Here is a 25,852-nt window from a genome sequence, read left to right on the forward strand (position 1 = left end):
CGGATCCGCGCCGACTGCATCAGAAATTCACCCTGACGCCGCCATAGGCACTTCGGCCAAGAGCATTCTTGCCGAATTGGACCTGGTATTCATTGTCGAAGAGATTCGTCACACGGCCGAACAGTTCGACTTCATCGGTCAGGGGCAATGACCCGAGCAGGTCGGTAACGACAAACCCGTCGGTTTCCCCGCCATAGGCGGCGGCGTTGTCGCTGCTGAACCGGACCCGGGCAGTGACGGAAAAACGGTCGCGAGGCGAAACGGTGAGAGCGGTCGTGCCGCTATGTTCCGGCCGGCCGATATCGCTATAGTCGCCCGTGTCGTCGCTGGCTTCCTCTGCGCTGACATAGGTGTAGCTCTGCGTCAGGGTCAGTCCTTCCAGGGGCTGCAGTGCGAAGGCCAGTTCGATGCCCGAGCTACGCGTCCGGCCTAGCTGCGCATAGCCACCAAATGGTGGCCGGGTGCCGTCGAACACGATCTCGTTGGTCACCTTCGTGAAGAAGACGCTCGCTTGCGCCGTCAGGGACCCGAAGTCGAGGTCGATGCCGACATCTCCGCCTTCGCTCGTTTCGACCTCCAGCTCGGCATTGCCGTAGCTGGGATCGAACAACTGGTAGAGGCCGGGCGCCTTTGCACCAGTGCCGAAACTGCCGCGGAGCTTAGCGGTGCCGCCGGCCACGTCGGCGATCAGATAGGCGGCTGTCGCGCGGTAGGTATCATAGCTACCGAAGCGGCTGTTGTCGTCCAGCCGGGCGGCGCCCGTCAGGGTCAGCCCCTCGGCGGGGAACAGCGCCACTTCGCCGTAGACCGACTTCGTGTCGATCGAGGCGTCGAACTCGCCGGAAAACAGCGTAACCTGCTCGGTACGCTCCTCTTCGTAATTGGCGCCTGCCGCAAACTGGAGCAGGTCGCTCGCCGCGTAAGCGAGGTCCAGCGACAGGACATTCTTCGTGCCTTCGTAAACATCGCCATCGGGGCTGTTATACTGACCGAAATAGACGCGTTCGACATCGTAGCGGCTGGCTGTCACATCGGCGGAGAAGCTGTCGTCGTCGCTGGCGAAGCGCCCCGTCGCTGCCACGGCGAATTCTTCCACCTCAGCCGTATCCGAACTGTCGGACGCCGTGTTGTCGAGATCGGTGTCGGCATCCAGCCAGTAGCCGATCAGCTGCAGCTCGAGATTCGGTGAAACTTCCAGTCCCGCGCGGCCACTGAAGCCGTAGCGGGAATAGGCATCGTCCTCGGCCTCCGTTCCAGGCGCGGGATCGGTAAGCGAGGGGCCGTCATGCTGATAGCCGGTGGCCGTCACGCGAACGTCCAGCGGCCCGGTTTTGCCGAGGATCGACGCCCCTCCGTTCCATGTGTCGTAACTGCCATACTCGGCTTCCGCCGCGACATCGAAGCCGTCGCGCTCGGCCCGCTTCGTGACGATGTTGACGACGCCGCCGATCGCGTCGGAGCCGTAGAGGGAACTCTGGTTGCCGCGCAGGATTTCTATCCGGTCGATGTCCTGGGTAATCAGATGGTCGACCTGATACTGGGTGCTGATCACGCTCGGGTCACCGAGCTCGATGCCGTCGACCAGATACAGGACCTGGTCGTTGGCCGAGCCGCGGATGCTGACACTTGTCATGTCGCCCGGCCGGTCGGTCGTCACCTGGACCCCCGGTACGTCCTGCAGGAGGGTATTGAGAAAGATGTACTGGCCGCGCTCGATCTCCGCGGCCTTCACGACGGTATAGGCACTGCCCACCTCGCGCGGCTCCAGCGGCAGGCGGCTTGCGGTGATAACGATCTCGTCCCTGTCGGCATCCAGCGGGGCGCTGGTCTGCGCAAGGGCCGGCGAGCAGAGGCCCAGGGCCAGGGTAGTGAGGGATAGTCTTGTCTTCACGTCCAACTCCCGGGCGCCGCGCAACGGTCACCGCGTCCGGGTCGGTCGTTTCGTCGGGCGAAACGAGAGGCGCTCCGCAGCGGAACGGGCGCCCGGCGCCCGCCGCGGAAGGCCGCGGCAACCCGGCCGCGCTCAGTTTCGTCGCTCAGACGGAAGTTCACCGTGCCCCGGCCAATCCCTGGACCGCGGCAAGAGCGACCGGACGCCGGCAGGTCTCCTGGCTTGCGGGTCTCGGCGCTGATGCTCGGCCTTCCCAGGTTTCCCCAGTGGCTGTCCGGCCCGTCGGAGCCGAAACATGGCATTGCGCTCACCGCTCACAGTTGCAGGGACAGCCGCGGATTCAGGAGGTGTCAGCCTCCTTCACCGCATTCCCGTTTAAGCCTCTCGTCGAGGCACCGGCGCGATCAGTCGATCCGGGATTTCCCGGATCGGGGCGGCGCATATCGCAAACCGCGCCGGACGCAAACGAATAATAGCGAGGGGGAGTGGATCGGTATTACGCCCCGGCGAGCGGACTAGCCATGAAGTCCGCTTGCGAAGGGATCGACATAATCCAGACGGCGGATTTCGCTTTCGGGATCCAGAATTTCGAAGCCATCGCGCCACGTGGCGATCCGGTCGCTTTCCTTCAGGGACTTCAGCACGCGGCTCACATGGACTTCGGTCTGGCCAATGAATTCGCCAAGTTCGCCCTGTCGCAATGGGATCCGGACGGGGTCCTTGGGGAGGCCCGCGGCGCCCGCCTCCGACCGGAAATCGAGAAGCAGGGTCATCATGCGATCTGGGCCGGGAAGCGCGATGAGCGCGCGGGTGCGCTGCGCGGTACGAAGGGTCCGTGCCATTTCATGCCGTCCGATGGTAGCTTGAAGCTGCGGTTGCTCCCGAAACGCCGCGACGAGTTCCTCGCCGTCCAATAGATTCACGTTGCTTCCGCCGACGAACATGAAGTTCATCCGGACCTTCGGGGCTCGGAAGGTCGTCCAATTACAGATCGCACCGGGACCGAAAAGGTCGCTGATATGCCGGCGTCCATCTGGAAGTATACTCACGGTGAAGCCGTAACCGCTTTCCAGAACCCATAAATGTCCGCTTCCCATCTCATCGGACGCTATCATCTCTGCAGCGGGAAATTCCAAGTTGCGTACGGCGCCTGGCGAGCCGGATATTATTTTATTATTTAAAGAAAAATTGGACAGCCGTCTCTCAAGAAGCCCGCTGTATTCAGAAGTACCTGTAATCAAGATGAGGAAACCCGAATCGAGATTTACTGAATTTGATGATTATGAGACAGAACGATTCACTTTAACAAGAGTTCAATCGGTCATATCAGTAGGATTTTCGCATTATAACTTGAAAGAAATGTGCGGGATCGGGGATTTTTGGGAATTTTCTTGAAAATCCGCTCTGCAAGAAAGTTGACGTGACTGCCTCGCCGGGTCGTCCTGGGAATCCCGGGCTATGCTGACCGTATTCATGTTCCGCTGCTGCGACACCGGAGGGCAATGCCAGCAACCCCGGCAAGTTCGAACCGGAACGGACCTGTAATGAACGACGCAGGCGCTGAACCGTTTCCCCGGGGTGTGAAGAAAGGCGTTTGATGAGCGAGCATGCGAGTAGCGACGGCTTCGAAGCCGCGGCCGAGGGGCAGGCGCTTCTACCCTCAATGGACCTGGAAGTGGCGCGGCAGGCTGAGGAGATTTCCGATACGCCGGGGATGGGCATGGCCGCCGCGGCGAGCGAGCTTGCCGACCAGCCGCCGTTGATCATTCTTTCGCTTCTCACCGCGCTCGGCGGTGCCGCAGCCGGGAACAGGCGGTTGGCGCGCACCGGCATTCGTATGCTGGCGGCGCATGGCCTGGCAACACTGGCGAAGGACCTGATCAAGAACCGGGTCGACCGGTCGCGCCCGTTCAAGGCCGCCAGTTCGGGACGCCATGAGTTCAGGCCGGGGCAGAGCGACAGGAAGGAAGACCGCTCCTTTCCCTCGGGCCATTCGGCGGGGGGGATTGCCGTCGCCCGGGCGATCGGCAGGGAATACCCTGCTGTCGGCAGGCCGGCGAGTGCGGCTGCGCTTCTCGCGGCGGCGATCCAGGTGCCGCGCGAAGCTCATTATGCGTCCGACGTGCTGGCGGGCCTCGCAATCGGGGCAGTCAGCGAAGCCGTGGTGGACATCGCATTCGGCAAGCTGGGTGAGGAGCCGGAAAGGGCGATAGCGCGGCAGGCCGACAAGCTTCTCCGCAATCCCGACTAGCCAGACCGGCCCGCTCCGATTTACACGGAGGGCATGACGGCACTTCCCCGCAGCTGCGAAATGTGCGTGGTGCGCAACCGCGCGGTCTGCTCCGTCCTCGATGGCGAGGAACTGAGTGTGCTGAACCGAATCGGCAGGCGCCAGACCCTGGCTCCGGGTCAGAGCCTTTATTGGGAAGGCGACGACGCGCTGCTGGTGGGTAATGTGCTCGAGGGTGTCCTGAAGCTGACCACCTCGCTCAGCGATGGGCGTGAGCAGACGGTCGGTCTCGTCTACCCATCCGATTTTATCGGCCGGCCGTTCGGCAACACCGCCGGTCATAGCGTTACCGCGCTGACCGAAGCGCGGATCTGCACCTTCGCCCAATCCGATTTCGAGCGGTTTGCCGAAGATCATCCGAAGCTGGAACACAAGCTCTACGAAAAGACCCTGACCGAGCTGGACCGCGCGCGGGAATGGATGCTGCTTCTCGCCCGCAAGTCTGCGTCCGAAAGGATTGCGACGTTCCTTCTCGAAATGTCCGATCGCCTGCGCGCCTCCGGCTGTGCGCCCCTGCCGGGCACGCTCGACCGGTTCGAACTTCCCTTTGGCCGGCAACAGATCGGCGACGTCCTGGGTCTTACCATCGAGACGGTCAGCCGCCGGCTGACGGCCCTGAAACGTGAAGGGATCATCGATCTGGAGGGCCGCCGCGGCATCGTCATTGTCGACCGCGCGGCGCTCGAGGATCAGGCGCAGGCGGGGGAGTAGGCAGGTCCTGCAGCGCCGCTCCATTCTTTCGGTTGCGCCGCAGCGCAACAGACGGCAGTCGCACGGTCATGAGTAGTCGTCCGTCGATGTCCTCCGCTGACCTCACCGCCCCGCCTGCGCTTTCCGATCTGGACGCCGCCGCCCTCTTTCTCGACTTTGACGGGACGCTGGTCGAAATCGCCGACAATCCAGACGGTATCGTTGTGCCCGACCGGCTGGCGTTCCGCCTCGCAGAGCTCGCGGATCGACTGTCCGGCCGCCTGGCGGTGATCTCGGGCCGGTCTCTCGGTGATCTGGAAACGCATCTGGGCAGGCTTCCTACGGCCGCCGCGGGATCGCATGGCGGGGAAATGAAGCTTCCCGGAGGTGAGGTCGTGCGAAACGGTAGCTGTCCAAGCTCGGTTCGCAGTGCCGCCGGGCGCTTCGTGGACCAGACGGGAGGGCTTCTTCTCGAAAGCAAGCCACTCGGCCTTGCCATCCACTACCGGCAGGCTCCCGAGAGGGAAGTGGAAGTCATCGGCTTCGTCGAACGGATGGCGGAAGAATTCGGTTTGAAGGCGAAGCGGGGGAAGATGGTGGCCGAGCTAATCGCGCATGATACGGATAAGGGGGAAGCGGTCGCGAAATTCATGGCCGAACCCGCCTTCGCCGGCAGCCGTCCGATCTTTATCGGTGACGACGTGACGGACGAGGACGGATTTCTAGCCGCCGCGAGCGGCGGTGGGTTCGGCATCCTCGTCGGAGAGCCGCGCGAGACAGCGGCGCGTTACCTCCTGCCGGACACCCCCAGCGTCTATGCGTGGCTCGGCCTGTGAGTTCTCTCGACCTGTGGCCGATAGGAAACTGCCAGGTTTCCGGGTTGATCGACAGCGAGGGCGGCCTGGTCTGGGGCTGCGTCCCCCGTGTCGATGGTGACCCGATCTTCTGCTCTCTTCTAGACAATGGTCGCCGCGATGCCGGCGAATGGCGCATGGAGCTGGAGGGACAGGTTTCGGCCGAGCAGGGCTATCTGCGCAATACGCCGATCCTGAAGACGCGCCTGACTGCCGAGGACGGCAGTGTCCTCGATATTTTCGATTTTTGCCCCCGGTACCGACGGCGCGGGCGCATGTACCGGCCCGTCGCCTATGTTCGCATCGTGCGCCCGGTCAGCGGCACGCCGCGCCTCAAGATCAATCTGTCGCCAATGAAGGGATATGGCGAGGAAGTGGCGCCGCGCACCAACGGCACGAACCATATCCGCTACCTTGTCGGGCCGCAGGCCATTCGCCTGTCGACCAACGCCCCTGTCGGCTACGTCCTGGAAGGGCGCACCTTCCGGGTCGAGAGCGACTATCATTTCTTCCTCGGTCCCGACGAACCCTTCGGCGGCAATGTGGGCAACGAGGTCGAGGCCATGTTCGAGGCAACCGACCATTATTGGCGGCACTGGGCCCGGGGCCTGGCCACTCCCATGGACTGGCAGGCGGAAGTCATCCGAGCCGCCATCACTCTCAAGCTTTGTCAGCATGAGGAAACGGGCGCCATCGTCGCGGCGATGACCACCTCGATCCCCGAGGCGCCCAATAGCGAGCGCAACTGGGATTATCGCTTTTGCTGGATCCGTGATGCCTATTACACGGTGCAGGCGCTGAACGGCCTGGGCGCGCTAGACGTCCTCGAAAAATATCTCGCCTATCTGCGCAATATCGTCGACGGCGCGCGCGGTGGACGTGTTCAGCCGCTCTATTCGGTCATGGGCGACCCCGAGGTGCCTGAACATGTCGCGCCGGCCCTGTCCGGCTATCGGGGCATGGGGCCGGTGCGTTACGGCAACGCCGCCTTCACGCAGATACAGCATGATGCCTACGGCCAGATCGTGCTTCCGACCGTGCAGGGATTTTTCGACAGTCGGCTTTTTCGCATGGCGAGCGAAGAAGACTTCCGCAGCCTCGAGGGTGTGGGGGAGATGGCGTGGAAAAGCCACGACCAGCCCGACGCCGGCTTGTGGGAATTCCGCACACGCGAGGACGTGCATACCTATTCGTCGCTGATGAGCTGGGCCGCGTGCGACCGGCTTGCGAATGTCGCGGCGCATCTGGGTCTGGAGGATCGAACGACATTCTGGCGCGACCGGGCTGAAACCATCCGCGAGCGGATCGAGTCCGATGCCTGGAATGACGACCAAGGTCACTACGCTTCCGCCTTCGGCGGTTCGCATCTCGATGCGAGCCTGCTGCAGATGCTGGAGCTACGGTTCCACAATGCCGGAGACGAGCGGTTCCGCGATACGTTTGCCGCGATCGAGACCTCTCTCCGGCGCGGCGAGCATATGCTGCGCTACGATACCGAGGACGATTTCGGAAAACCTGAGACCGCATTTAACATATGCACTTTCTGGCTGATCGAAGCCCTGCATCTACTGGGTCGTACTGAAGAAGCGCGGGAGCTGTTCGCCACGATGTTATCTCACCGGACCCGGTCGGGTCTCCTGTCCGAAGATCTCGACTTCGAGACAGGCGAACTCTGGGGCAATTTCCCCCAGACCTATTCTCTCGTGGGCATTATCAACTGCGCTGCGCTGCTGTCGCGGCCCTGGACGGTGGTACGATGAGCCGGCTGGTTGTCGTTTCGAACCGCGTGTCCGTGCCGAAAGGGCGCGGGGCGGCGGGCGCTCAGGGTGGCCTCGCCGTGGCTCTCGGCTCCGCGCTTCGCGAATCCCGCGGCGTCTGGTTCGGCTGGTCGGGTGAAGAGACGGATCACTTCACCGGCGACATGAACATGCAGCGGAACGATGGTGTCACCACGGCGACCATCGACCTCGAACCGCAGGATGTCGAAGAATATTATAACGGCTACGCGAACCGTACGCTGTGGCCGCTATTCCACAGCCGCATCGACCTTGCCGAGTACAAGACCGATTTCGGGCGCGGATATGAGCGCGTGAACGAGCGCTTTGCCGAAACGCTGTTTCCCCTGACCGAGGTCGACGACTTGATCTGGGTGCATGACTATCACCTTTTTCCGTTGGGTGAGCGGCTCAGGCGTCGCGGTGCGAAGAACCGCATCGGCTTTTTCCTCCATATCCCTTGGCCGCCGCGGAACCTCTTCGTCTCGCTGCCCTATCATGAGCGGCTGGTCAGAACCGTTCTGGAATACGATCTGATCGGCTTCCAGGATGAGGAATCGCTCGAGAATTTCGAGCTCTACTGCCAGAAGGAGCTCGGTCTCGAGATCGGCGAGGATCACTGCCTCGATTACGAGGGGCGCCATGTCTGCCTGCGCGCCTTTCCCATCGGCATCGATTTCGACGAGTTCATGGAGGGCGGCAAGAGCAAGCAGGCCAAGGAAGCCGAACGGCGCATCCGCGAAAGCTCGCGCGGTCGCAGCGTCATCATCGGCGTCGACCGGCTGGACTATTCGAAGGGGCTTCCCGAGCGGTTCGACGCCGTAGGGCGGTTCTTCGATACATATCCGGAGCGGGTGACGAAGACTCTCTACGTTCAGATTGCCCCGCCCTCGCGCCAGGACGTCGTCTCCTACCAGCGCATTCGCGAAACACTCGAACAGAAAGCCGGGCAAATCAACGGCGCCCAGTCGGAAGTGGACCTCGTCCCGATCCGCTATGTGAACCGCGGCTATGCCCGCCGAGAGCTGTTCGGGTTCTACCGGGCTTCGCGGATCGGTCTCGTGACACCGCTTCGCGACGGCATGAATCTCGTCGCGAAGGAATATGTAGCGGCGCAGGACCCGGAAGACCCCGGTGTCCTGGTCCTCTCCCAATTTGCCGGTGCCGCGTCGCAGCTCCCCTCCGCGCTTATCGTCAATCCGCATAGCGAGGAAAGCATTTGCGAGGCGTTGGTTCAGGCGCAGGACATGCCGCTGGAAGAACGCAAGCAACGCTGGTCCGAGCTTATGGAGAGCGTGCGTGCCAATGACGTGGAGTTCTGGCGCAAATCCTTCGTGGAGGCCCTTGTGGGCGACGCCGCTCAGCCAAAGGGCGACTGATCCGGCGACCGCTATGTTGAAAAATTGACCTTTTCCGGTCAGCTTCTAGATATTCCTTCCGAAATTTCCGAAACACACGCGGATCTGGGGGTAGGGAAGTGGCCAGAGCGTCGAATGCGTCGGGAGGCGAGAGCTGTCTGATCGCCAAGCTCAGCCATTTCGCCGACCTGCGCGACACGGACCGCGACATGCTGCGCGAGTTCGAACATAACGAGCGCACGTTCAAGAAGCGCGACATCGTCCGCCGCGAGGATGAGGACATCGTCGTTCTTTTCGTGGTCAAGAAGGGCTGGTTCTACGGTCATAGCCTTCTGCCCTCAGGCAAGCGGCAGGTTCACAGGCTGTTCCTTCCCGGTGACCTGATCGGAACGCACGAGATCGTCTCTGACTGCGCGATCTACGATATTTCGGCGGCCTCTGCCGGTGTGCTGTGTCCGTTCGACAAGCGCGGGCTGACCGATGTGTTCGCCACGTCGCCGCGGCTGACGGCGCTGCTCTATTCCATCGAGGCTCTCGACCAGATCACGCTGGACGACCGCATGCGCGCCGTTTCTCGAATGGACGCCGAAGGCAGGGTGGCCTTTTTCTTCCTGCAGATCGCCAACCGGCTGCGCGTTGCGGGAGAGCTCTCCGGCAACAGCTTTCGCATGGAACTGAGCCAGGAGCTGATCGGCGACGCGCTTGGCCTTACGGGCATTCATGTGAACCGCACGCTTCGGCAGCTCAGCGAGAAAGGGCTTCTGGAGCTGAGGAGCGGAGAATTGGAACTGAGCGACGAGGCCGCCCTTGAGCGCCTTTGCGGCTTCAACAATCGTCACTATCGTATCGATACGAGCTGGTTTCCCGACGGCTGAGCCCCACGGCGCCGGCGCTGTATTGCTATTATAATACACTCTTCCTAGATAGGGAGAGGAAACGGAGGATAGTGGTGACCGACGCCGACAGTGCGAGCATGCCGACGGACCTGAAACTGGATGCGCCCGACCCGGTGCTGCGTGTCGATAGCGAGAAGGCCGCCGGGCTCGTTCCGATCGAGGACGAGAAAAAGAGCCAGCTCGATGAAAATGTCGATAGCTTCATCGACGAGCTGGTCGAGACCGATGCAAATTCGCCGGAATTCGGCCGCCGGGTGGACCAGCTGACCAGCCTGGGGCGCAAGGAGATCGAGGCCGCTGCCGGTCACAGCAACCGCTTCCTCGACCGGCCGACCCGGGCGATGAACAGCGAAACCGACATCGGCAAGGATCTTACCGAACTGCGCAAGACGGTCGAGGATCTCGATCCCGGCAAGCGTGGCAATCTGCTGTCGAAGCGCAAGCTGTTCGGCATCATCCCGATGGGTTCGAAGGCCCGTTCCTATTTCGCCGGCTACCAGTCGGCGCAAAGCCATATCGCGGCGATCCTCGACAGGCTCAAAAGCGGCAAGGACGAGCTGCTTCGCGACAACGCGGCCATCGACCAGGAGCGCAAGAATCTGTGGCAGACCATGGGCCGGCTGGAACAGATGATCTATGTCGCCAAGACTCTGGATGCGAAACTGGAAGCGCGTGCAGCGGAGCTCGACGCCACCGATCCTGAAAAGGCGAAGGCCATTCGCGAATCCGCGCTTTTCTACACGCGTCAGCGCGTGACCGACCTGCTGACGCAGATGGCTGTGACGGTTCAGGGCTACCTCGCGCTCGATCTCGTCAAGAAGAACAATGTCGAGCTGATGAAGGGCGTCGACCGCGCCTCGACGACCACCGTCTCGGCTCTGCGCACAGGCGTGACCGTGGCTCAGGCCATGACGAACCAGAAGCTCGTGCTGGACCAGATCACCGCCCTCAATACCACGACGGCCGGGGTCATCGACTCCACGGGAGAAATGCTGCGCTCGCAGACCGGTGAGATCCACCGTCAGGCGGCGTCGTCCACAATCCCCTTGGAGACGCTGAAACGCGCCTTCGAGAATGTTTATGCGACGATGGATGAGATCGACGAGTTCAAGCAGAATGCGCTCGGCAGCATGAAACAGACCGTCGACCTTCTGGAAGAGGAGGTGCAGAAAAGTCGCGGCTATATCGCCCGCGCCGAAGGCGTTGAGGATGCGAAAGCCATCGAGTCCAAGCCCGCCTTCACGGCGCTGGAGGGATAGGTGAGCCGCGACGTCGACAGGGTGCTCGGAAAGTTCGACGAATTCGTCGACCGTAGCGAGCGGCGTTACCGCGACCTCGCCAATTCGGACGCTGGCCGCGCCGCCCTGCGTCGGCGCGAGAGCCGGATGGGGTCAGGCCTGCGCACCCGGGTCATTCGCGGTGCCGGCGCGCTCGTCGCCGTCATGGTGGCCTTGTTCGTGGCCGGACTGGTCTTCGGACCGATCGGCATCGACGGCCTTCTATGGGCGATCCTCGGTCTCGGCGCGGCGGTTCTGGTGGCGTCCTTCAGTCCCGTTCGCAAGGAACCCGAGCCGACTGTGGAAACCATCCGCAATGCCGAGCTCGCGGCTCTCCCGGTGCGGGTAGAGCGCTGGCTCGAGAAACGGCGCAGCGACTTGCCCGCTGCGGCCGCGCGGCAGGTGGACGAGCTTGTGCTTCGGCTGGAAGTCCTTGCAGAGCAGTTGGAGAAGGTCGGCGCCGACGCACCTGTCGTGAAGGATGCGCGAAAGCTGATTGGCGAGGAACTGCCCCGACTCGTGGAGTCATATCTCGATGTGCACCAGAGCTATCGCAGTCCCGGGTCGGAGGCCGAGCAGCAGCTGACGGAGGGGCTCGAGACCGTCTCGGCCGAGCTTCAGCGCCTGTCTGAGCAGCTTGCGCGAGGCGATCTAGACCGGCTGGCGATCGAAGGGCGTTTCCTCGAATCGAAATATCGCGACGGCGGCGCAGGCTAGTCGCGGTCCGCCGCCTCGTCTTCGTCCTTCCCGCAGCTGGCTTTCCCCGAGGGGAAGCGTAGCCTGTAGGCGCGGTCTTCCTCGTCGAACTGAAGTTCCGCGCGCAGCTGCCGTGCCATGCCGACGATGATACGCGACGTTGCCGTGCTTGCATCGCCGATGACATCGGCGCCGGTGAGCGTCGGACCGGATAGCGTCATGTCTAGGAACTCGCCCGCCGTGCGGAGTTCGAGAACCGCTTCCAAAGGCAGGGCCCGCTCATGACCCCGTGCTTCGGATGCCACCAGTTCGGTGATCAGGAAGGCGAGAGGTACCGCAGTGTCCTGCCCGACGAAGGCCCCGTCCAGCTTCGTCTTGAACTGGGCTTCGAGGTTGTAGACCGACTCGATCCCCGTTTCGAGATTGGCCATCAGGTCGTTCACAAGGGCACATAGGTCGACGCCGCGATTGGGATCATCGGCATAAAGCCAGCGATGGACGAGGGCGAGCGCCTCCACTCGCATCTGGATCGCGCCGTAGACCCCGCGCTCCGCATCGTTGCCGGTATCGCGGCCCTTGATGCTGAGGAGGCTGGTGACGATCTGCAGATTGTTCTTCACCCGGTGGTGAACTTCCCGGACCAGTCGCTGCTGCGCCTCTAGCGACCGTTCAAGGTTGCGTCTGTTCTGCCTTTGCTTTGCGGCGAGCGTATCGAATGCGCTTGCGAAAGTCAGGAATTCCAGCGTGTCGCCCACGCGCGGTGCCAGCGGACTAGCGTTGCCGGTTGCCGTGCGCTCCTCGAGCCCCTGCCGCATTGTCTTCAGCGGCTTCAGCACAAGCTTTCTCAGGGTGATCCAGGCAATCAGCAGGGCGGCGAGCCACATGAGCGGGGGGAGAATGATCGAAACGGCCCGCCGGGGGGGCAATGTGGAGATTTCCTCCTCGTAGCGGATGTTCAGCCCCGCCAGCCGCGTCGGGGCCAGAACCGCGTAGCTGCCGCTACTGCTGCTTTCGGTCCGCACGGGCTCCGGGCTCTCTCCCTGCGGCGTTTCCGACAGCTGAACCGACACGGTCGAGCCCGCCGGGCGCTCCAGGCGGCTGAGGCGCCCACGCATCTCTGCCATGGGAATGACGGCGAAAATCTGGGATCCGGCCGTATCGGCGCCGTCGCCGTTCCGAAGGGCATAGACCAGCGTCTGACCGTTTTCCCCAAAGAACAAAGTGGACTGCCGTTCTCCGCTTCCCAGCAGTCGCTCCGCCCGCTCCCATTCCGATTGCAGGAGCCGTCCATATTCCTGCGGAGAGCTGCAGATCTCGGTTCCGTCCAGGCTGCGGATAGAGATTTCGGCGAACAGGGGCCTGGCCGCGACGATCCGCCCCAGACTTTCTTCGCAGCGGGTCCGGTTACGGATATCTTCGAAGCGAACCGCCAGCGTCCGCAGGAAGCGATTGTCCACTTCGGTCAGGCGATTCACTTCCTCGGCGAGATCGAGGGCGCGGTCTTCCACGGCAAGCATACGTAATTGCCGTGCGTCGACATAACTGGCTACGGAAAGGAGCGCGGCAAGGATTCCGAGCGGTGCCAGCGCGAGCGAAAGGACGATCAATACCTTGCGAGCAAGCGGCCGCGGTGGCTGTGTGGCCTGATCGGTGGAAACTTCTTCGCGGTCGCTCATTGTGGGACTGAACCCGCGCTGCTGTCGCGCGTTCCATTGGACTGGGGTTGCCTAGCGGGGAATTCGGCCTTCTAAGGGCCTCCAAGAGGCTGCCAAGGTCACGCAAGAAGGGAAATTAATGTCTCTCGCAACTGAAATCGCGCCGCACCTTCCGTACCTGCGACGCTATGCAAGAGCCTTAACGGGATCGCAGACTGCCGGTGACGCCTATGTGCGCGCCGCGCTCGAAGCGATCGTGGAAGAGCCGGAAAGCTTTCCGAAGGATGTGGATGCCCGCATGGGTCTCTACCGTGTGTTCCACGCCATCTGGCAGTCGGCGAGCGTCGACGTGCCGGCGCCGGATCCCGAAACCTCCTCGGAATTCGAGAAGATCGCGCATGAGCGCCTCGCCTCGATCACGCCGCTTTCGCGCCAGGCACTGCTTTTGACAGCGATGGAGGGCTTCTCGAACGAGGATGCCGGCTATCTCATCCAGAAGGATGCCGGCGAGGTGACGTCTCTGGTGAAGGAGGCGCTCTCGGAGATCGAGAAGCAGACCACCACCAGCGTGCTCATCATCGAGGACGAGCCAATCATCGCGATGGATATCGAAAGCATCGTGACCGATCTTGGCCACGAAGTGACGAGCATTGCCGTCACGCGCGACGAGGCGGTGGCCGCCGCGGAAGAGCAAAAGCCCGGCCTTATCCTGGCCGACATTCAGCTGGCCGATGATTCGTCGGGCATCGATGCGGTGAAGGATATCCTGGAAAAGTTCGCGGTTCCGGTGATTTTCATCACTGCCTTCCCTGAGCGCCTCTTGACGGGCGAGCGGCCCGAGCCAACCTTCCTGATTACAAAGCCGTTCCAGCGATCGACGGTGAAGGCGGCCATTGCACAGGCGCTTTTCTTCAAATCGACCGCGGCCGTGCCGGCCTGATGGCGGCGCGCAGAGATCCTATCGGGGAAGAAAGACGTTCGACATGACCGAACCGCATGAAGAAGTGGAAAAAACGGAGGCCCGTGCGGGCGAAACGCCGCATATCGGTCGTTACATCCTGCTGTTTTCCACCGTCATTCTGGTTATCGCTTTTATCGTATTGCTGATCGTCTACGGACTTTAGGCGCGGCGCGGGGGTCTTGATGCCAGAAGATATTGAAGTTCGGACCAGCGCTGCCGGCGACGTCGGCGGGTTTTTGCGCTCGGCGTTCGCCGACACCTCGACCCAGACGCTGCCGCCGATGTTCGCCAACCTTCTCGACCGGTTGCAGTCGACTCCGGCGAAGGATCAGAAGGTCAACGAAGACCGTCTATCCGACAAGGATTTCAAGGAAGAGCTGGCGCAGGTCATTCCGCATCTCCGCGCGTTTGGCCGTTCGCTGTCGGGCAGCCGCGATGTGGCCGACGATCTGGTTCAGGAAACTCTCCTGAAGGCATGGGCGGCGCGGCACCGGTTTCAGGCCGGTACCAATATGCGCGCCTGGACGTTTATCATCCTGCGTAACCTGTTTCTCAGCCAGATGCGCCGGGCGCGCTTCAAGGGCGAGTGGGACGACTTCACCGCATCGAAGCTTCTCGCGGCGCCGGCCGGGCAGGACCGGCAGATCGAGCTTGCCGATCTGGAGCGCGGCCTGCTCCAGCTTCCGCAGGCGCAGCGCGAGGCTCTCATCCTCGTCGGCGCAGGCGGCTTTGCCTACGAAGAGGCGGCAAAAATCTGCGACTGCGCCGTCGGCACGATAAAGAGCCGTGTGGCGCGTGGCCGCGCAGCGCTGGAGGCCGTTCTCGACGAAGGCAATATGCCCAACCGGACCTCGTCTACGAAGCCCGGCAGTACGGAAGGCGCGCTTGCCAGCATCATGTCGAAGGTCGACGACCTGTCCGGGCAGTAGGGTCCGGATTTCGACGTTTCTGTCTCGGAAGAACATCGGCGGCACGGCCGCCGAGCGGCTATTGCAACGCCGACGAACCTGCGCTCACTCTTTGGGTTCGAGCCTGTCGAGCGTTTCCTTTAGGCCGGGCGACAATTCCTCGTCCAGCGTCTCGCGGTACAGCTTTCGCAGCGACGCGCCGAAGCGCCGGTTCCGCTCCGCCAGCGACCGGTCTTCCTCCGCCAAGAAATCTTTGTGCGATTGGTCTGAAGAACTACGCTTTGTCACGTGGCCTTCAACTCGCTTCGCCCGCAGCCGTTCCGCATCAGTTACGCTTAGGATGAGAAATGCGGCGAGCTGAGACCATAGATGCGGCGGTCGCCCTTGCGGATCGGCACTCGCGCTTCCTTCGCGGTCTGATGCGCCGCTTTCCCGAATGGCCGGCCGAACTCGCCGATCAGGGGCCGAATGCGTTTCTTTCCAAGGGCCTGCTCCCGCCCGGGGGTGACCCGCTTGCGGACCTCCGCCGGCAGCGGGCGCGCACGGCCTTCGGTACCGCCATCGCCGATTTGACGGGCAGCTTCGATCTGACCGACGTTACCGCGGCACTCAGTCTGTTCGCCGATCATGCGGTGGATGCGGCTCTTGCGCACGTGTTCGAGGACCGGTTCGGGTCGCCGGATTCCACCGGCTTTGCGGTAATCGCGCTTGGTAAGCTGGGCAGCCGCGAGCTGAACTACAGCAGCGACATCGACCTTCTTTACCTGTTCGACGGCGACCGGCTTGCCCGGCGCGACGGGGAGGAGCCCGGCGAAAGCGCCCAGCGGATCGGCCGCCGGCTAGGCGAGGCGCTCCAGCGCATGACGACCGACGGATATGTCGCACGCGTTGACCTCAGGCTGCGTCCGGATGCGGAGGGCACGTTGATCGCCACCCCCATCCGCAGGGCCGAAATCTACTATCAGTCCGAGGCGCTGACTTGGGAACGTGCAGCGCTCATCAAGGCTCGGTTCGTGGCCGGCGACATGGAGCTTGCACGCGAGTTTCTCGCCATCGCGGATTCGTTCGTATGGCGCCGGGCCCTCGATTACACGGCGGTTCAGTCGATCGAGGACATGTCGCTGCGCATTCGCGACCAGTTCGAGGGAGCCGAGAATTTCGGCCCGGGCTTCGACCTGAAACGCGGACGCGGGGGCGTTCGGGAAATCGAGTTCTTCACGCAGGCCCACCAGCTGATCTACGGGGGGCGCGACGAGACGCTGCGCGTTGCCGACACGCGAGGGGCGCTCGCCGCGCTTGCCGCTGCGGAGCGGGTTCGGCCGGAGGATCGGGAGTGCCTGTCTCGCACCTATGAACTCCTCCGTGATCTGGAGCATCGTGCACAGATGCTCGAGGACGAGCAGACGCATCTTGTCCCAAAGCGCAAGGAAGAGCGCGAGGCGCTGGCCGGCCTGTCGTCCTATCGCCGCTTCGCCGACCTTGCCGCGCACGCGAAGCCCCAGGTCGAGGATGCGCGGGCCCGTTATGACAGGTTCCTCGAAGCAGCCGAACGGCCGGCGGTGCCGCGCGGCAAGGACCTCGAGAAATGGCTGGCGGCGCGAAAGGTCCCGGCAAAAGCGGAGTTCGCCAAGCTGATCGAGGGCTGGCGCGGCGCCTCGCACCGCTCCCTGCGCAGCGACGCGGCGCAGCGTGAGCTCGAACGCGCGCTGCCCGTTCTGGTCGATGCGTTCGGCGCACTCACCACCCCCTCCCACGCGCTGCGGAGGTTCGACGATTTTCTGGGGCGGGTCCCGGCGGCTTTGCGTGTCCTGGCGCTGCTTTGCGCCAATCCGGCTATCGCCAGGCTTCTGGCGCGCGTCATGGGGCATGCTCCGCGACTGGCTGCCCAATTCGGTCGCAACCCCGAACTTCTCGACGTGCTGATCGGCGCTGAGCGCGACCCGATCGGCAGCTCCGCCGAACTGGAGGCGGAACTGAGCGATCTGCTGCGGCGTGCGCAGAACGAGGAGGAGGCCCTCGACACGCTGCGCCGCTGGGCCCGCGAGAACCGCTTTCGCATCGGCGTTCTTCTCGTCGATCGCCGGATCGACCCGCTCGATGCCGCACGTGCCTATTCTCATGTGGCCGATGCGGTCGTGAGGACTGCACTCCGGCGAGTGGAAATGGACTTCGTCGCGGACCATGGTCGCATTGCCGGGGCCGCGCCCATCATACTTGCCATGGGCCGCTATGGCGGAGGGGCTTTGACCGAATCCTCGGACCTCGACCTCGTCTTTCTCTACGAAGAAGGGGAGGGCGGAGAGTCCGACGGCGCCAAACCGCATTCGGCGGCGGTATATTTCAACCGCCTCTTCCAGCGTCTCGTGTCGGCGCTCACCGTCCCGACGGCAGCCGGACCGCTCTATGAAGTCGATACCCGCCTCCGCCCATCGGGAGCGCAGGGAGCGCTCGCGGTCGGCATAGAAGCGTTCGAGACTTATCAGCGAGAGAAGGCCTGGGCGTGGGAGCACATGGCCCTTACCCGCGCCCGTGCAGTTGCGGCGCCGGATGAGGCCGGGGAGAAGCTCGCCGCCGCGATCCGGGCGGGCCTTTCGAAGGAGCGGGACGCAAGCAAGCTGCGGGCGCGGGTCGCCGAGATGCGGCGCGACATGAACGCGGTCCACCCGGGCGAGGGGCCTCTCGACGTCAAATATGGCGCGGGCGGCCTTATCGACCTCGAATTCGTCGTCCATTTCCTGCAACTCTCACGGCAGACCGCGTTTGACCCGGATCTTCGCAGGGCGGTCGCAATGCTGGGCGAAGAGGGGCTTCTGGATGCCGGATTTGCCGAGGCGCACGATCTGATGACGCGCTTTCTCGTGCTCATGCGGCTGGTCGAGGAGGAAGCGGCGGGACGAAATTCTTCGGTCACGCGCGCTATCGTGGCCGATGCCTGCGGCGCGCCGGACTGGACAAGCCTGCTGCGCGCCATCAGCGAAGCGCGAAAGACGGTTTCGGCCGCGTGGAGCAAATATCTGGGAGATAGACAGTCATGAGCGGACCGGCGGAAGGGCAGAAGGCGCCCGATTTCGAACTCGCGGCGGAGGGCGATGAAACGCTGCGCCTTTCCGATTTCGAAGGACGTAAGCTCGTTCTATACTTCTATCCGAAGGACGATACGCCCGGCTGCACGAAGGAGGCGATCGCCTTCACCGAACATTCCGCGGAATTCGCTGCCGCAGACACTGACATCGTCGGTGTCTCCAAGGACAGTGTCGCCAAGCATGGCAAGTTTCGCGAGAAGCACGAGCTGGGAATTCACCTGGGCAGTGATCCCGATGGCGAGGTGATCGAGCGCTATGGGTCCTGGGTCGAGAAGAAGATGTATGGCCGGACCTATATGGGCATCGATCGGTCGACCTTTCTTATCGACAGGGAAGGGAAGGTCGCGAAAATCTGGCGCAAGGTTCGGGTGAAGGGCCATGTCGAGGAGGTTCTCGAGGCTGCACGGGCTCTTGACTGAAGCCGGTGCGCCCGCGGGTCGCCCGGATTTTCGCCCCGCCGCCACGTTTGCCGAAGCGGCGTGCCGCGTTCTGAACGAGTCCGATCCGGCGCGGAAGGCGCAGGTCAGCCGGCATGAGGCAGCACGGTTTCGCGCGGGGCGGCTCGATTTGGTCTATGATCCGGGACCGCCGGATCGCCCGGAGCGTCCGACCAGGCCTGAGCTGCTTCCGCCTTCGAAAATGCCCAAGCGCGGCAGGGCCGGCTCGTCGCGGTCGCGGATCGCCCTTCTCCACGCGCTCGCGCACATCGAGCTGAACGCCATCGACCTGGCCTGGGATGCGGCGCTTCGTTTCGGCGCCGACATGCCGCCGTCCTTCACCTCCGATTGGATTTCCGTTGGCGACGACGAGGCGCGGCATTTCCTGATGCTGGCCGACCGTCTGGAGGAACTCGGAGCGACTTATGGCGACCTGCCCGCCCATGACGGTCTTTGGCAGGCCGCCGTCGACACTTCGCACGATCTGGCTGCACGCCTCGCCGTCGTACCGCAGGTTCTCGAAGCGCGGGGCCTCGACGTGTCGCCCGCTACTGTCGAGCGCCTGCGCGCCGCTGGAGATGAAGCGAGTGCTCGCATCGTCGACAGGATCTATCGCGATGAAATCGGCCATGTCTCCATCGGCAACAGATGGTTCCGTTTCCTTTGCGAATCGACGGGCGATTCGCCGCCGGAACGGTTCCGCGTGCTGGTTCAGAGGCACTTCAAAGGGCGCGTGAAACCTCCGTTCAACGACTCGGCGCGCCAGAAGGCCGGTCTGACGACGGAATACTATAGCGACCTTGATTGATAGGACCCCGCTGCCCAGAACTGACCGCTATGTCACGCATCTAGAGCGACTTTCTAGGTTAATGACGGGATGACCGCGGCGACCCGGCCGCGGCAACAGGGGGTTGTTGATGAGGTCAGGCGTCGCCGCGAAATGTTCGTCGGCTTGGACACGGTGTTTTCGTGACCGCGAGTTCATGCATTACTCGTCGGATCACGGGATGAAGGTGGTTCGCATCAGTGCGCGCAGCCAGATTGCCGCTGCGTTCCTCGTTCTGTGCGTTGCGGTCTACTCGCTGACGATGACCGGCGTTGCGCTTGCGGGCACGTCGTCTCCGACTGCCGAGGGTGGCACCACCGCAGAAATGCAGCGGCTGCAGCAGGAACTCGCGTCCCTGAAGAATGACGTTGCCATGAAGGCCGCGTCGCTGGAGGCGAAGCAGAGCTTTATCGAGAAAGTCATCTCCGGTGAGGCCAGCATGGACGACCTCGAGCGCGCAGCACCGCTGCTGGACGGCGATGAAGTCAGTGCCGCCGGAGTCCTTGCACCGCTCGCGCCGGTAGAGGCGCGGCAGGAAAAGCTGCTCGAATATGCCTCCATTGCCGCCGAGTCGCATATCCAGGCCCGTCACGATCGTCTTGAGACGCTTGGCCTGTCGCCCGACCGTTATGCGCGCGAGACCGGCATGGGCGGACCGGAGGTCTCGATCGGCGAGGACCTGCGCGAGGCGGCCGAGGCGAACCCGCGTTTTGCGGCTCTGCTGACCAGCTGGGGCCGGCTCGACTATCTCGATGATGAAATGAAGACCCTGCCGCATGTGCTGCCGGTCAGCGAATTCCGGTTCACGTCGGAATATGGGCGCCGCGTCGACCCGTTCCGCCGCCGTGCGGCGATGCACCAGGGGCTCGACATGGCCGCGCCGCATGGCACGGCCATCCGGTCCTCTGCGCCCGGCAAGGTCGTGAAGGCGGGCTGGGCCGGCGGCTACGGTAAGATGGTCGAGATCGACCATGGCAATGGCATCACGTCGCGCTACGCGCACATGTCCCGTATCCTCGTGTCGCCGGGCGACCGGGTTTCTGCCGGCGAATCCATCGGCAAGATGGGCTCCACGGGCCGCTCCACCGGCTCGCACCTCCACTTCGAGATTCGCGTAGACGGCCGCGCGGTCGATCCGATGCCCTATTTCGAGCAGCCGGTTCTCGCCGCTCATGACGATGGCGGCGCCCAGGGCGGCCAGTAAGTTCGCGGGGCCAGGGCCGGTCCGCTCTTGAGCCGACCGACTGCACTTCCTACCTTCGCTTCATGGACGGTGTGACCATTTCTCCTGCGGCGGCGGCCCGCGTGCGCAAGATTGCCGACAAGCAGGGCGCGCCGGCGATTCTGCGTCTCAGCGTCGAAGGCGGCGGCTGCGCGGGCTTCCAATATAAGTTCGGCCTCGAAGCCGGTCCCGACGCTGAAGATGCCGTTGCGGAGACTGACGGCGTGAAGCTGGTCGTCGATCCGGTCAGCCTGGATCTCGTCACCGGGTCCGAGGTCGATTTCGTGTCGAACCTCGGCGGCTCTCATTTTGAAGTGAAGAATCCTCAGGCTGCCTCTGGCTGCGGCTGCGGCACGTCTTTCTCGGTCTAGGCGTCCACCAAGCGACAGTAGCCGCTCTTCTCCCTTGCGGCAGCGGCTGCTAGGCGGCTGACATGCGCATCGCCACCTATAATGTGAACGGGATCAAGGCCCGGCTTCCGCGGCTCCTCGAGTGGCTCGAGGAAACGAAACCCGACGTCGCCTGCCTGCAGGAGATCAAGTCGCAGACGGATCTGTTTCCCGTGAGCGATATCGAAGACGCGGGCTATCACGCCCTCGTTCACGGTCAGAAAGGGTTCAACGGCGTTGCGATCCTCACCCGCGAACCGGCGGAGGAGGTTCAGGTCTCGCTTCCCGGCGACAACGAGGACGAGCAGGCCCGCTACATAGAATGCGACTATCGGGGTGTGCGCATCGCCAATCTCTACCTGCCCAACGGCAATCCTCAGCCCGGGCCGAAGTTCGACTACAAGCTCGGATGGATGGAGCGTCTGCGTCTGCGAGCCCAGACGCTGTTCGACAGCGAAATACCGACCTGCGTCACCGGCGACTTCAACGTCGCCCCTGAGGACCGCGACGTCTTTTCCATGCGGTCCATGGCGAACGATGCGCTCGTGCAGCCGGAAAGCCGCGCCGCGCTGCGCACCATCGTCAACCAGGGCTGGCTGGAAGCGCTGAGGGCCGTGCACCCGCATGACGACAAGCTCTATACCTTCTGGGACTATCAGGCCGGCTGCTGGCCGCGTGACGCGGGGCTGCGGATCGACCACCATTTGCTTTCGCCGCAACTGGCCGACCGGCTGGTCGATGCGCAGGTGGACAAGGAGTATCGCGGCCGGGAAAAAGCCTCCGACCATGCCCCCGTTTGGGTCGAGATCGCCGACTAGGCCACCCCATCGCCTCCCGCCGGAGCCGGAAGACGGATAAATGAGGCTGCCCGCGTGTTGGTCCGGAATACCGGAACGACGACAAGGGGCTTTTGTGATCAGACTGGCCGGCCTGTTCGCCGCGATCTTCGCGGCATTCCTCATTCTGGCTCCGGCCGGCTTTGCGCAAAGCGGCGGCGGACCTTACGCCTATTCCGTCGACGCGGTGAATCCCGGTCTCGGCCCGGTCCCCGAGGACGCCAACCTCGAAACGCCGCAGGCGCTGCTGGAGACATTCTGGTTCGCCGGCGAAGTGAATGACTGGGATACCGCGCAGCATGCGCTCGACCTTTCGCACCTTTCGCCTGCAGACCAGGCGGCGCGCGGCGAACAACTCGCGCGGGAACTCCATACGGTAATCAAGCGGTCGATGCTGGTCGATTGGGCGGGGCTGTCCGATCGTCCGGACGCGGTGATGGAAAGCGTGTCGAGCGATCATCCGCTTGCGGGCCAGGCCCGCCGCAACATCAGCCTTGAGACGATGCGACTGCCCGAACGCACAGTGTCTCTGCGCATTTCCCGCCTCGACCCGGCAAATGGCGATCCGGTCTGGCTCTTCTCGAAGCAGACCGTCGACAACATCCCTATGCTCTATGAGCGTTTCGGCCCCACGCCGTTCGAGGAGGCCTTGCCCGCGTCGCTTCGCAAGCAGGCCTTCTGGACGCTCGCCTGGTGGGAAGTGATCGCTCTGCCCATCGTCTTCATTCTCGCACTTCTTGCGGCTGCCGGGACATTCATCCTCTTCCGCAAGCTCATGAAGCGCACTGATGGGACCGTCATGGAGCGGATCGCAAAGGCGCTTCGCTTTCCTGCTGCGCTGTTCGCGTTCGTGGGTACGTTTCTCGTGCTTCGCGAAACCGTCTTCGTCTTTTCAGGCGTCGTAAAGGACGTGCTCGATCCGCTACAGACGCTCATCATGGTGGTCGCCGTCGCGGCGATTATCCTGTCGCTGCTGGAGGCTGTCCTCGACCTGATCCGCGAGCGGCGCATCGACGACATGGACGATCCCGAGCATGACGAGGACCGCAACCTTTATACCAGCCTGTCTGCCGTCCGCCGCCTCTTCCTGGTGGCCGCACTTCTGGTCGGCGCGGCCTTCGTCATCTTCTCTTCCGGGCTTTCCGATACGCTGGGCTTCTCCATGCTCGCATCGGCAGGCCTTCTCGGTCTGATCCTGGTGTTCGCCGCGCGTTCGGCGCTCTCCAACATCATGGCCTCGATGCAGATCGTCTTTTCGAAGGTCGCGCGCGTCGGCGATGCCGTCATGTGGGAAGACGACTGGTGCTATGTCGAAAAGATCGGTCTCAGCCATGTACAGCTGCGTACCTGGCACGACCGGCGTCTGATGGTGCCGGTCGACCTGTTCGCCTCCACGCCCTTCGAGAACTGGACGAAGACCGATCCCAGCCTGCTACGCCCCGTCTCGCTGTTCCTCGACCATCGAACCGACATCGACCAGCTGCGCCAGGCGTTCGAGAAGTTTGTGTCGAGCGACGACGATGTCATCTGCAAGGACGAGGCATCGGTGCAGGTGGTGGGCCATTCCGACCGCGCGATGGAGGTGCGCTTTCTCGTGCGAGCGGACAATCCCTCCGATGGGTGGGATATGCACTGCCGCCTGCGCGAGGCGATGCTGATCGCTGCGGCCGATCTCGATGCCAGCGGCGAGCCCGGAGCCGATACCGCCGTCCTGCCGCGTGAACGGGAAGTCGTTCTCGGGAAGGACGGCGAGTCCGGCTAAGGGGGGAGCCTTAGAGCGCCTTTTCGTAAACCTTGTAGGTCTTGGTGATCTTCGACTTGATGACGTCGGCGATCGACAGCATCGGGCCGTTATCTTCCAGGATCCAACCGATTTCACCACGTGTAGCGCCGAACTTCTCGACGCTGGCGCGGCGGATATATTCGATCATCAGGAAGGCCATGAAGGTAGCCAGGCGTGACCCTTGCAGCGACTTGCGAACCCCCATCAGCGGTACGCGCATGCGGCTGACGCGCGGAAAGCGGAGCCGCCACAGCAGCTTTGCCCAGCCGAACGGGAACAGCGAGCCGTTCAGGTCCATCGTCAGCTCGTTCAGGTCCGGCAGTGTGATCATGAAGGCTGCGGCCTCGCCGTCCACCTCGCAGATCTTGATCAGATCCTCATAGACGATCGGCTTCAGCTGCTTGGCGAAATGCTCGACCTCCCGGTCGGTGAGCGGGACGAAGCCCCAATTGTCCGACCAGGCATCGTTCAGGATTTCGAGAATCAGCTTCGCTTCCTCGTCGAACCGGCTCTTGTCGACGGAGCGAATGCGAATGCGATCATTCTTCTCGGCAAAGCCCACAATTCGGTCGACGGGCTTGGGGAAGCCTTCGTCGATCGGAAGCTCATAGGCATAGATCGTCTTGATTTCGTCATGGCCAGCGGCCGTGACCAGCCGCTCATAATAGCGCCGGTGATGCCCCATCATGATCGTCGGCGGCAGTTCGAAACCGTCTACCAGCAGACCGGGTTCATCCCAGATGGAAAGGCTGAAGGGACCGATCATGCGCGTCATGCGCTTCGCGCCCAGCCAGTTCGAGGCCACCTCGAACAGCGCGTCGGCCACTGTCTGGTCGTCGACACATTCGAACATGCCCCACTGGCCGGTGCCTTCGCCCATATGCTGGAGTACGAGACGGTCGACCTGGGCGCTGATACGGCCGACAATCTCTCCGCCGCGTTCGGCCAGCCAGAAGGCGGCCTCGGCATGGTCGAACCAGGGATTGGTCGCCGGGCCGTCGATCAGGTGGTGAACGTCGGCCTTCAGCGGCGGACGCCAGGACGGATCGTCGGCGTAAAGCTTCCAGGGCAGGTCGACGAAGGCTTTCTGGTCGGCCTTCGTGCGGACGGGACGGACGATCAGGTCGTCGGATTTGGCAGTCATCGGCGCGGCCTTGCCGCTCGTCCGTTCGGGTGACAAGACAAATCGCGCGCCTGCCGGTGACCGGTCAGGCAGCCTTTGCGTCGTCCAGCTGCTCTTTAACCTTCGCGCGGCGCGTGGGGGCGTCGTGGATCTCGCCCGATTTTACCTTCACCCAAGGCCATTTCTCGGCTGCCGCCTCGTCATAGCCGAGGTTGAAGACCGTGGCCGATTTCTTCGGTCGGTCGGTACGCTCGTAAAAGGTCTTGAACAGGCGGTCCCAAGTGAAGTCGGTGATCCCGAAATTCCCTGTTTCGTCATGAAAGTGATGCGCCATGTGCCGCGCTTTCATCTGCTGCAGCCACTTGTTCTTCGGCTTGTACGCCAGGTGCTGGATGCAGTGCACGAACTCGTAGACGCAGGTCATCAGAAGGCCTGCGGCGAGGGCCACCCACAGGCCGCCCATCCCGCCGATGGCATAGCCGATCGGACCCATGATCGCGACGATCGTCGGCAACGTGGTGTACAGGGCGCCGAACAGCACCTCCAGATGATTGGGGTCCTGGTGGTGGTCGAAGTGGATCCGCTTCCAGGTCGTCGCCGTCAGGGGCGACTTGTACATCCACTGACTGTGGAGAACCCAGCGGTGCAGCACATACCAGGCAAGCGGGTAGGCAACGACTGCCACACCGGTCGCAAAGACACCCTCCACCAGCGTCGGCGGAGTCTGCACAGCCAGGTAGATCGCGATGGCCGACAGCACCAAATAGGCTTGGATCGCGTAATATTGGAAATAGGCGACGACCAGGTCCTTGAACGTCATCCGGTCCAGATAGTGCGACTTGTTCCACATGCCGACGCGCAGCGTTTTTGCGATGTTCACTTCAACAACCTTCGGTTTTGTA

The 25,852-nt window shown here is 63.0% G+C and carries 24 protein-coding genes and 1 riboswitch; of the genes, 18 read left to right on the top strand and 6 right to left on the bottom strand.

Translation table 11 applies throughout. The features are described from left to right. Nucleotides 1-19: 19 nt before the first annotated feature. Together KCN53_RS06615 and KCN53_RS06620 are read right to left on the bottom strand one after the other, a co-directional pair. Nucleotides 20-1,891: a TonB-dependent receptor plug domain-containing protein gene (locus KCN53_RS06615; protein ID WP_172406127.1), complete on the bottom strand. Its 1,872-nt coding sequence runs from the start codon at nucleotides 1,889-1,891 to the stop codon at nucleotides 20-22. 190 nt (nucleotides 1,892-2,081) lie between these two features. Beyond that, nucleotides 2,082-2,304, bottom strand: a riboswitch (cobalamin riboswitch). 102 nt (nucleotides 2,305-2,406) lie between these two features. Continuing rightward, nucleotides 2,407-2,733: a helix-turn-helix domain-containing protein gene (locus KCN53_RS06620; protein WP_224199396.1), complete on the bottom strand. Its 327-nt coding sequence runs from the start codon at nucleotides 2,731-2,733 to the stop codon at nucleotides 2,407-2,409. A 755-nt stretch (nucleotides 2,734-3,488) separates the two neighbouring features. Here KCN53_RS06620 and KCN53_RS06625 point away from each other — a divergent pair. From KCN53_RS06625 to KCN53_RS06660, 8 genes are all read left to right on the top strand, one after another. Then, the gene (locus KCN53_RS06625) at nucleotides 3,489-4,142 is read left to right on the top strand and encodes a phosphatase PAP2 family protein (protein WP_088710881.1); all 654 of its coding nucleotides are present in this window, start codon (nucleotides 3,489-3,491) and stop codon (nucleotides 4,140-4,142) included. A 33-nt stretch (nucleotides 4,143-4,175) separates the two neighbouring features. Beyond that, nucleotides 4,176-4,892, top strand: a complete 717-nt coding sequence (locus KCN53_RS06630) for a Crp/Fnr family transcriptional regulator (RefSeq protein WP_088710880.1) — start codon at nucleotides 4,176-4,178, stop codon at nucleotides 4,890-4,892. A gap of 68 nt (nucleotides 4,893-4,960) precedes the next feature. Next, complete coding sequence (gene otsB, locus KCN53_RS06635) at nucleotides 4,961-5,707, top strand: trehalose-phosphatase (RefSeq protein WP_224199399.1); 747 nt, start codon at nucleotides 4,961-4,963, stop codon at nucleotides 5,705-5,707. Then, nucleotides 5,704-7,485, top strand: a complete 1,782-nt coding sequence (locus KCN53_RS06640) for a glycoside hydrolase family 15 protein (RefSeq protein ID WP_088710878.1) — start codon at nucleotides 5,704-5,706, stop codon at nucleotides 7,483-7,485. Before otsB ends, KCN53_RS06640 begins: the two co-directional genes overlap by 4 nt. Continuing rightward, nucleotides 7,482-8,879: an alpha,alpha-trehalose-phosphate synthase (UDP-forming) gene (locus KCN53_RS06645; protein ID WP_088710877.1), complete on the top strand. Its 1,398-nt coding sequence runs from the start codon at nucleotides 7,482-7,484 to the stop codon at nucleotides 8,877-8,879. Before KCN53_RS06640 ends, KCN53_RS06645 begins: the two co-directional genes overlap by 4 nt. A 98-nt stretch (nucleotides 8,880-8,977) precedes the next feature. Then, nucleotides 8,978-9,733 (top strand): Crp/Fnr family transcriptional regulator, encoded by a 756-nt coding sequence (locus KCN53_RS06650; protein ID WP_088710876.1) that lies wholly within the window; start codon nucleotides 8,978-8,980, stop codon nucleotides 9,731-9,733. A gap of 98 nt (nucleotides 9,734-9,831) precedes the next feature. Beyond that, the gene (locus KCN53_RS06655; RefSeq protein WP_088713255.1) at nucleotides 9,832-11,013 is read left to right on the top strand and encodes a toxic anion resistance protein; all 1,182 of its coding nucleotides are present in this window, start codon (nucleotides 9,832-9,834) and stop codon (nucleotides 11,011-11,013) included. Continuing rightward, nucleotides 11,014-11,748, top strand: coding sequence for a hypothetical protein (locus KCN53_RS06660; RefSeq protein ID WP_088710875.1), 735 nt, complete (start codon nucleotides 11,014-11,016; stop codon nucleotides 11,746-11,748). It begins immediately after the preceding gene. Here the strand turns inward: KCN53_RS06660 and KCN53_RS06665 are convergent. Continuing rightward, complete coding sequence (locus tag KCN53_RS06665; RefSeq protein WP_088710874.1) at nucleotides 11,745-13,403, bottom strand: sensor histidine kinase; 1,659 nt, start codon at nucleotides 13,401-13,403, stop codon at nucleotides 11,745-11,747. The two genes, KCN53_RS06660 and KCN53_RS06665, sit on opposite strands and share 4 nt — an antisense overlap. A gap of 118 nt (nucleotides 13,404-13,521) precedes the next feature. Here KCN53_RS06665 and KCN53_RS06670 point away from each other — a divergent pair, with 118 nt between their 5' ends. The 3 genes from KCN53_RS06670 (at nucleotide 13,522) to KCN53_RS06680 (ending at nucleotide 15,272) form a co-directional block, all read left to right on the top strand. Next, nucleotides 13,522-14,322: a response regulator gene (locus KCN53_RS06670; protein WP_088710873.1), complete on the top strand. Its 801-nt coding sequence runs from the start codon at nucleotides 13,522-13,524 to the stop codon at nucleotides 14,320-14,322. Between the two features lie 43 nt (nucleotides 14,323-14,365). Then, on the top strand, nucleotides 14,366-14,506 hold the full coding sequence (locus KCN53_RS06675) for a hypothetical protein (protein WP_172406125.1): 141 nt from the start codon (nucleotides 14,366-14,368) through the stop codon (nucleotides 14,504-14,506). Nucleotides 14,507-14,624: 118 nt separating this feature from the next. Continuing rightward, nucleotides 14,625-15,272 (top strand): sigma-70 family RNA polymerase sigma factor, encoded by a 648-nt coding sequence (locus KCN53_RS06680; protein ID WP_088713254.1) that lies wholly within the window; start codon nucleotides 14,625-14,627, stop codon nucleotides 15,270-15,272. Between the two features lie 84 nt (nucleotides 15,273-15,356). On the opposite strand, the gene KCN53_RS06685 is transcribed toward KCN53_RS06680, so the two are convergent. Beyond that, nucleotides 15,357-15,497 carry a hypothetical protein gene (locus KCN53_RS06685; protein WP_172406124.1) on the bottom strand — a complete coding sequence of 47 codons (141 nt, stop codon included), beginning with the start codon at nucleotides 15,495-15,497 and terminating at the stop codon, nucleotides 15,357-15,359. A gap of 101 nt (nucleotides 15,498-15,598) precedes the next feature. Between KCN53_RS06685 and glnE the strand changes: the two genes are divergently transcribed. From glnE to KCN53_RS06720, 7 genes are all read left to right on the top strand, one after another. Beyond that, nucleotides 15,599-18,286, top strand: a complete 2,688-nt coding sequence (gene glnE / locus KCN53_RS06690; protein WP_088710872.1) for a bifunctional [glutamate--ammonia ligase]-adenylyl-L-tyrosine phosphorylase/[glutamate--ammonia-ligase] adenylyltransferase — start codon at nucleotides 15,599-15,601, stop codon at nucleotides 18,284-18,286. Then, nucleotides 18,283-18,753, top strand: coding sequence for a peroxiredoxin (locus KCN53_RS06695; protein ID WP_088710871.1), 471 nt, complete (start codon nucleotides 18,283-18,285; stop codon nucleotides 18,751-18,753). The genes glnE and KCN53_RS06695 overlap by 4 nt, the downstream gene beginning before the upstream one ends. Next, nucleotides 18,746-19,579: a ferritin-like domain-containing protein gene (locus tag KCN53_RS06700; RefSeq protein ID WP_397333608.1), complete on the top strand. Its 834-nt coding sequence runs from the start codon at nucleotides 18,746-18,748 to the stop codon at nucleotides 19,577-19,579. Before KCN53_RS06695 ends, KCN53_RS06700 begins: the two co-directional genes overlap by 8 nt. 175 nt (nucleotides 19,580-19,754) lie before the next feature. Further along, nucleotides 19,755-20,801 (top strand): M23 family metallopeptidase, encoded by a 1,047-nt coding sequence (locus tag KCN53_RS06705; protein WP_172406123.1) that lies wholly within the window; start codon nucleotides 19,755-19,757, stop codon nucleotides 20,799-20,801. Between the two features lie 62 nt (nucleotides 20,802-20,863). Next, nucleotides 20,864-21,190, top strand: a complete 327-nt coding sequence (locus KCN53_RS06710; protein ID WP_088710868.1) for a HesB/IscA family protein — start codon at nucleotides 20,864-20,866, stop codon at nucleotides 21,188-21,190. Between the two features lie 62 nt (nucleotides 21,191-21,252). Then, nucleotides 21,253-22,026, top strand: a complete 774-nt coding sequence (gene xth / locus KCN53_RS06715) for an exodeoxyribonuclease III (protein ID WP_088710867.1) — start codon at nucleotides 21,253-21,255, stop codon at nucleotides 22,024-22,026. Between the two features lie 94 nt (nucleotides 22,027-22,120). Further along, a complete protein-coding gene (locus KCN53_RS06720) occupies nucleotides 22,121-23,806 on the top strand; it encodes a mechanosensitive ion channel family protein (protein WP_172406122.1) in 1,686 nt (561 codons plus the stop codon). Between the two features lie 10 nt (nucleotides 23,807-23,816). Here the strand turns inward: KCN53_RS06720 and KCN53_RS06725 are convergent, their stop codons facing one another. Together KCN53_RS06725 and KCN53_RS06730 are read right to left on the bottom strand one after the other, a co-directional pair. After that, complete coding sequence (locus tag KCN53_RS06725) at nucleotides 23,817-24,971, bottom strand: N-acetyltransferase (RefSeq protein WP_088710865.1); 1,155 nt, start codon at nucleotides 24,969-24,971, stop codon at nucleotides 23,817-23,819. A 64-nt stretch (nucleotides 24,972-25,035) separates the two neighbouring features. Next, nucleotides 25,036-25,830 (bottom strand): sterol desaturase family protein, encoded by a 795-nt coding sequence (locus KCN53_RS06730; protein WP_224199403.1) that lies wholly within the window; start codon nucleotides 25,828-25,830, stop codon nucleotides 25,036-25,038. Nucleotides 25,831-25,852: the final 22 nt, after the last annotated feature.

Origin of the sequence: Pacificimonas aurantium (assembly GCF_020092905.1) — a bacterium.
GTDB classification, from domain to species: domain Bacteria; phylum Pseudomonadota; class Alphaproteobacteria; order Sphingomonadales; family Sphingomonadaceae; genus Pacificimonas; species Pacificimonas aurantium.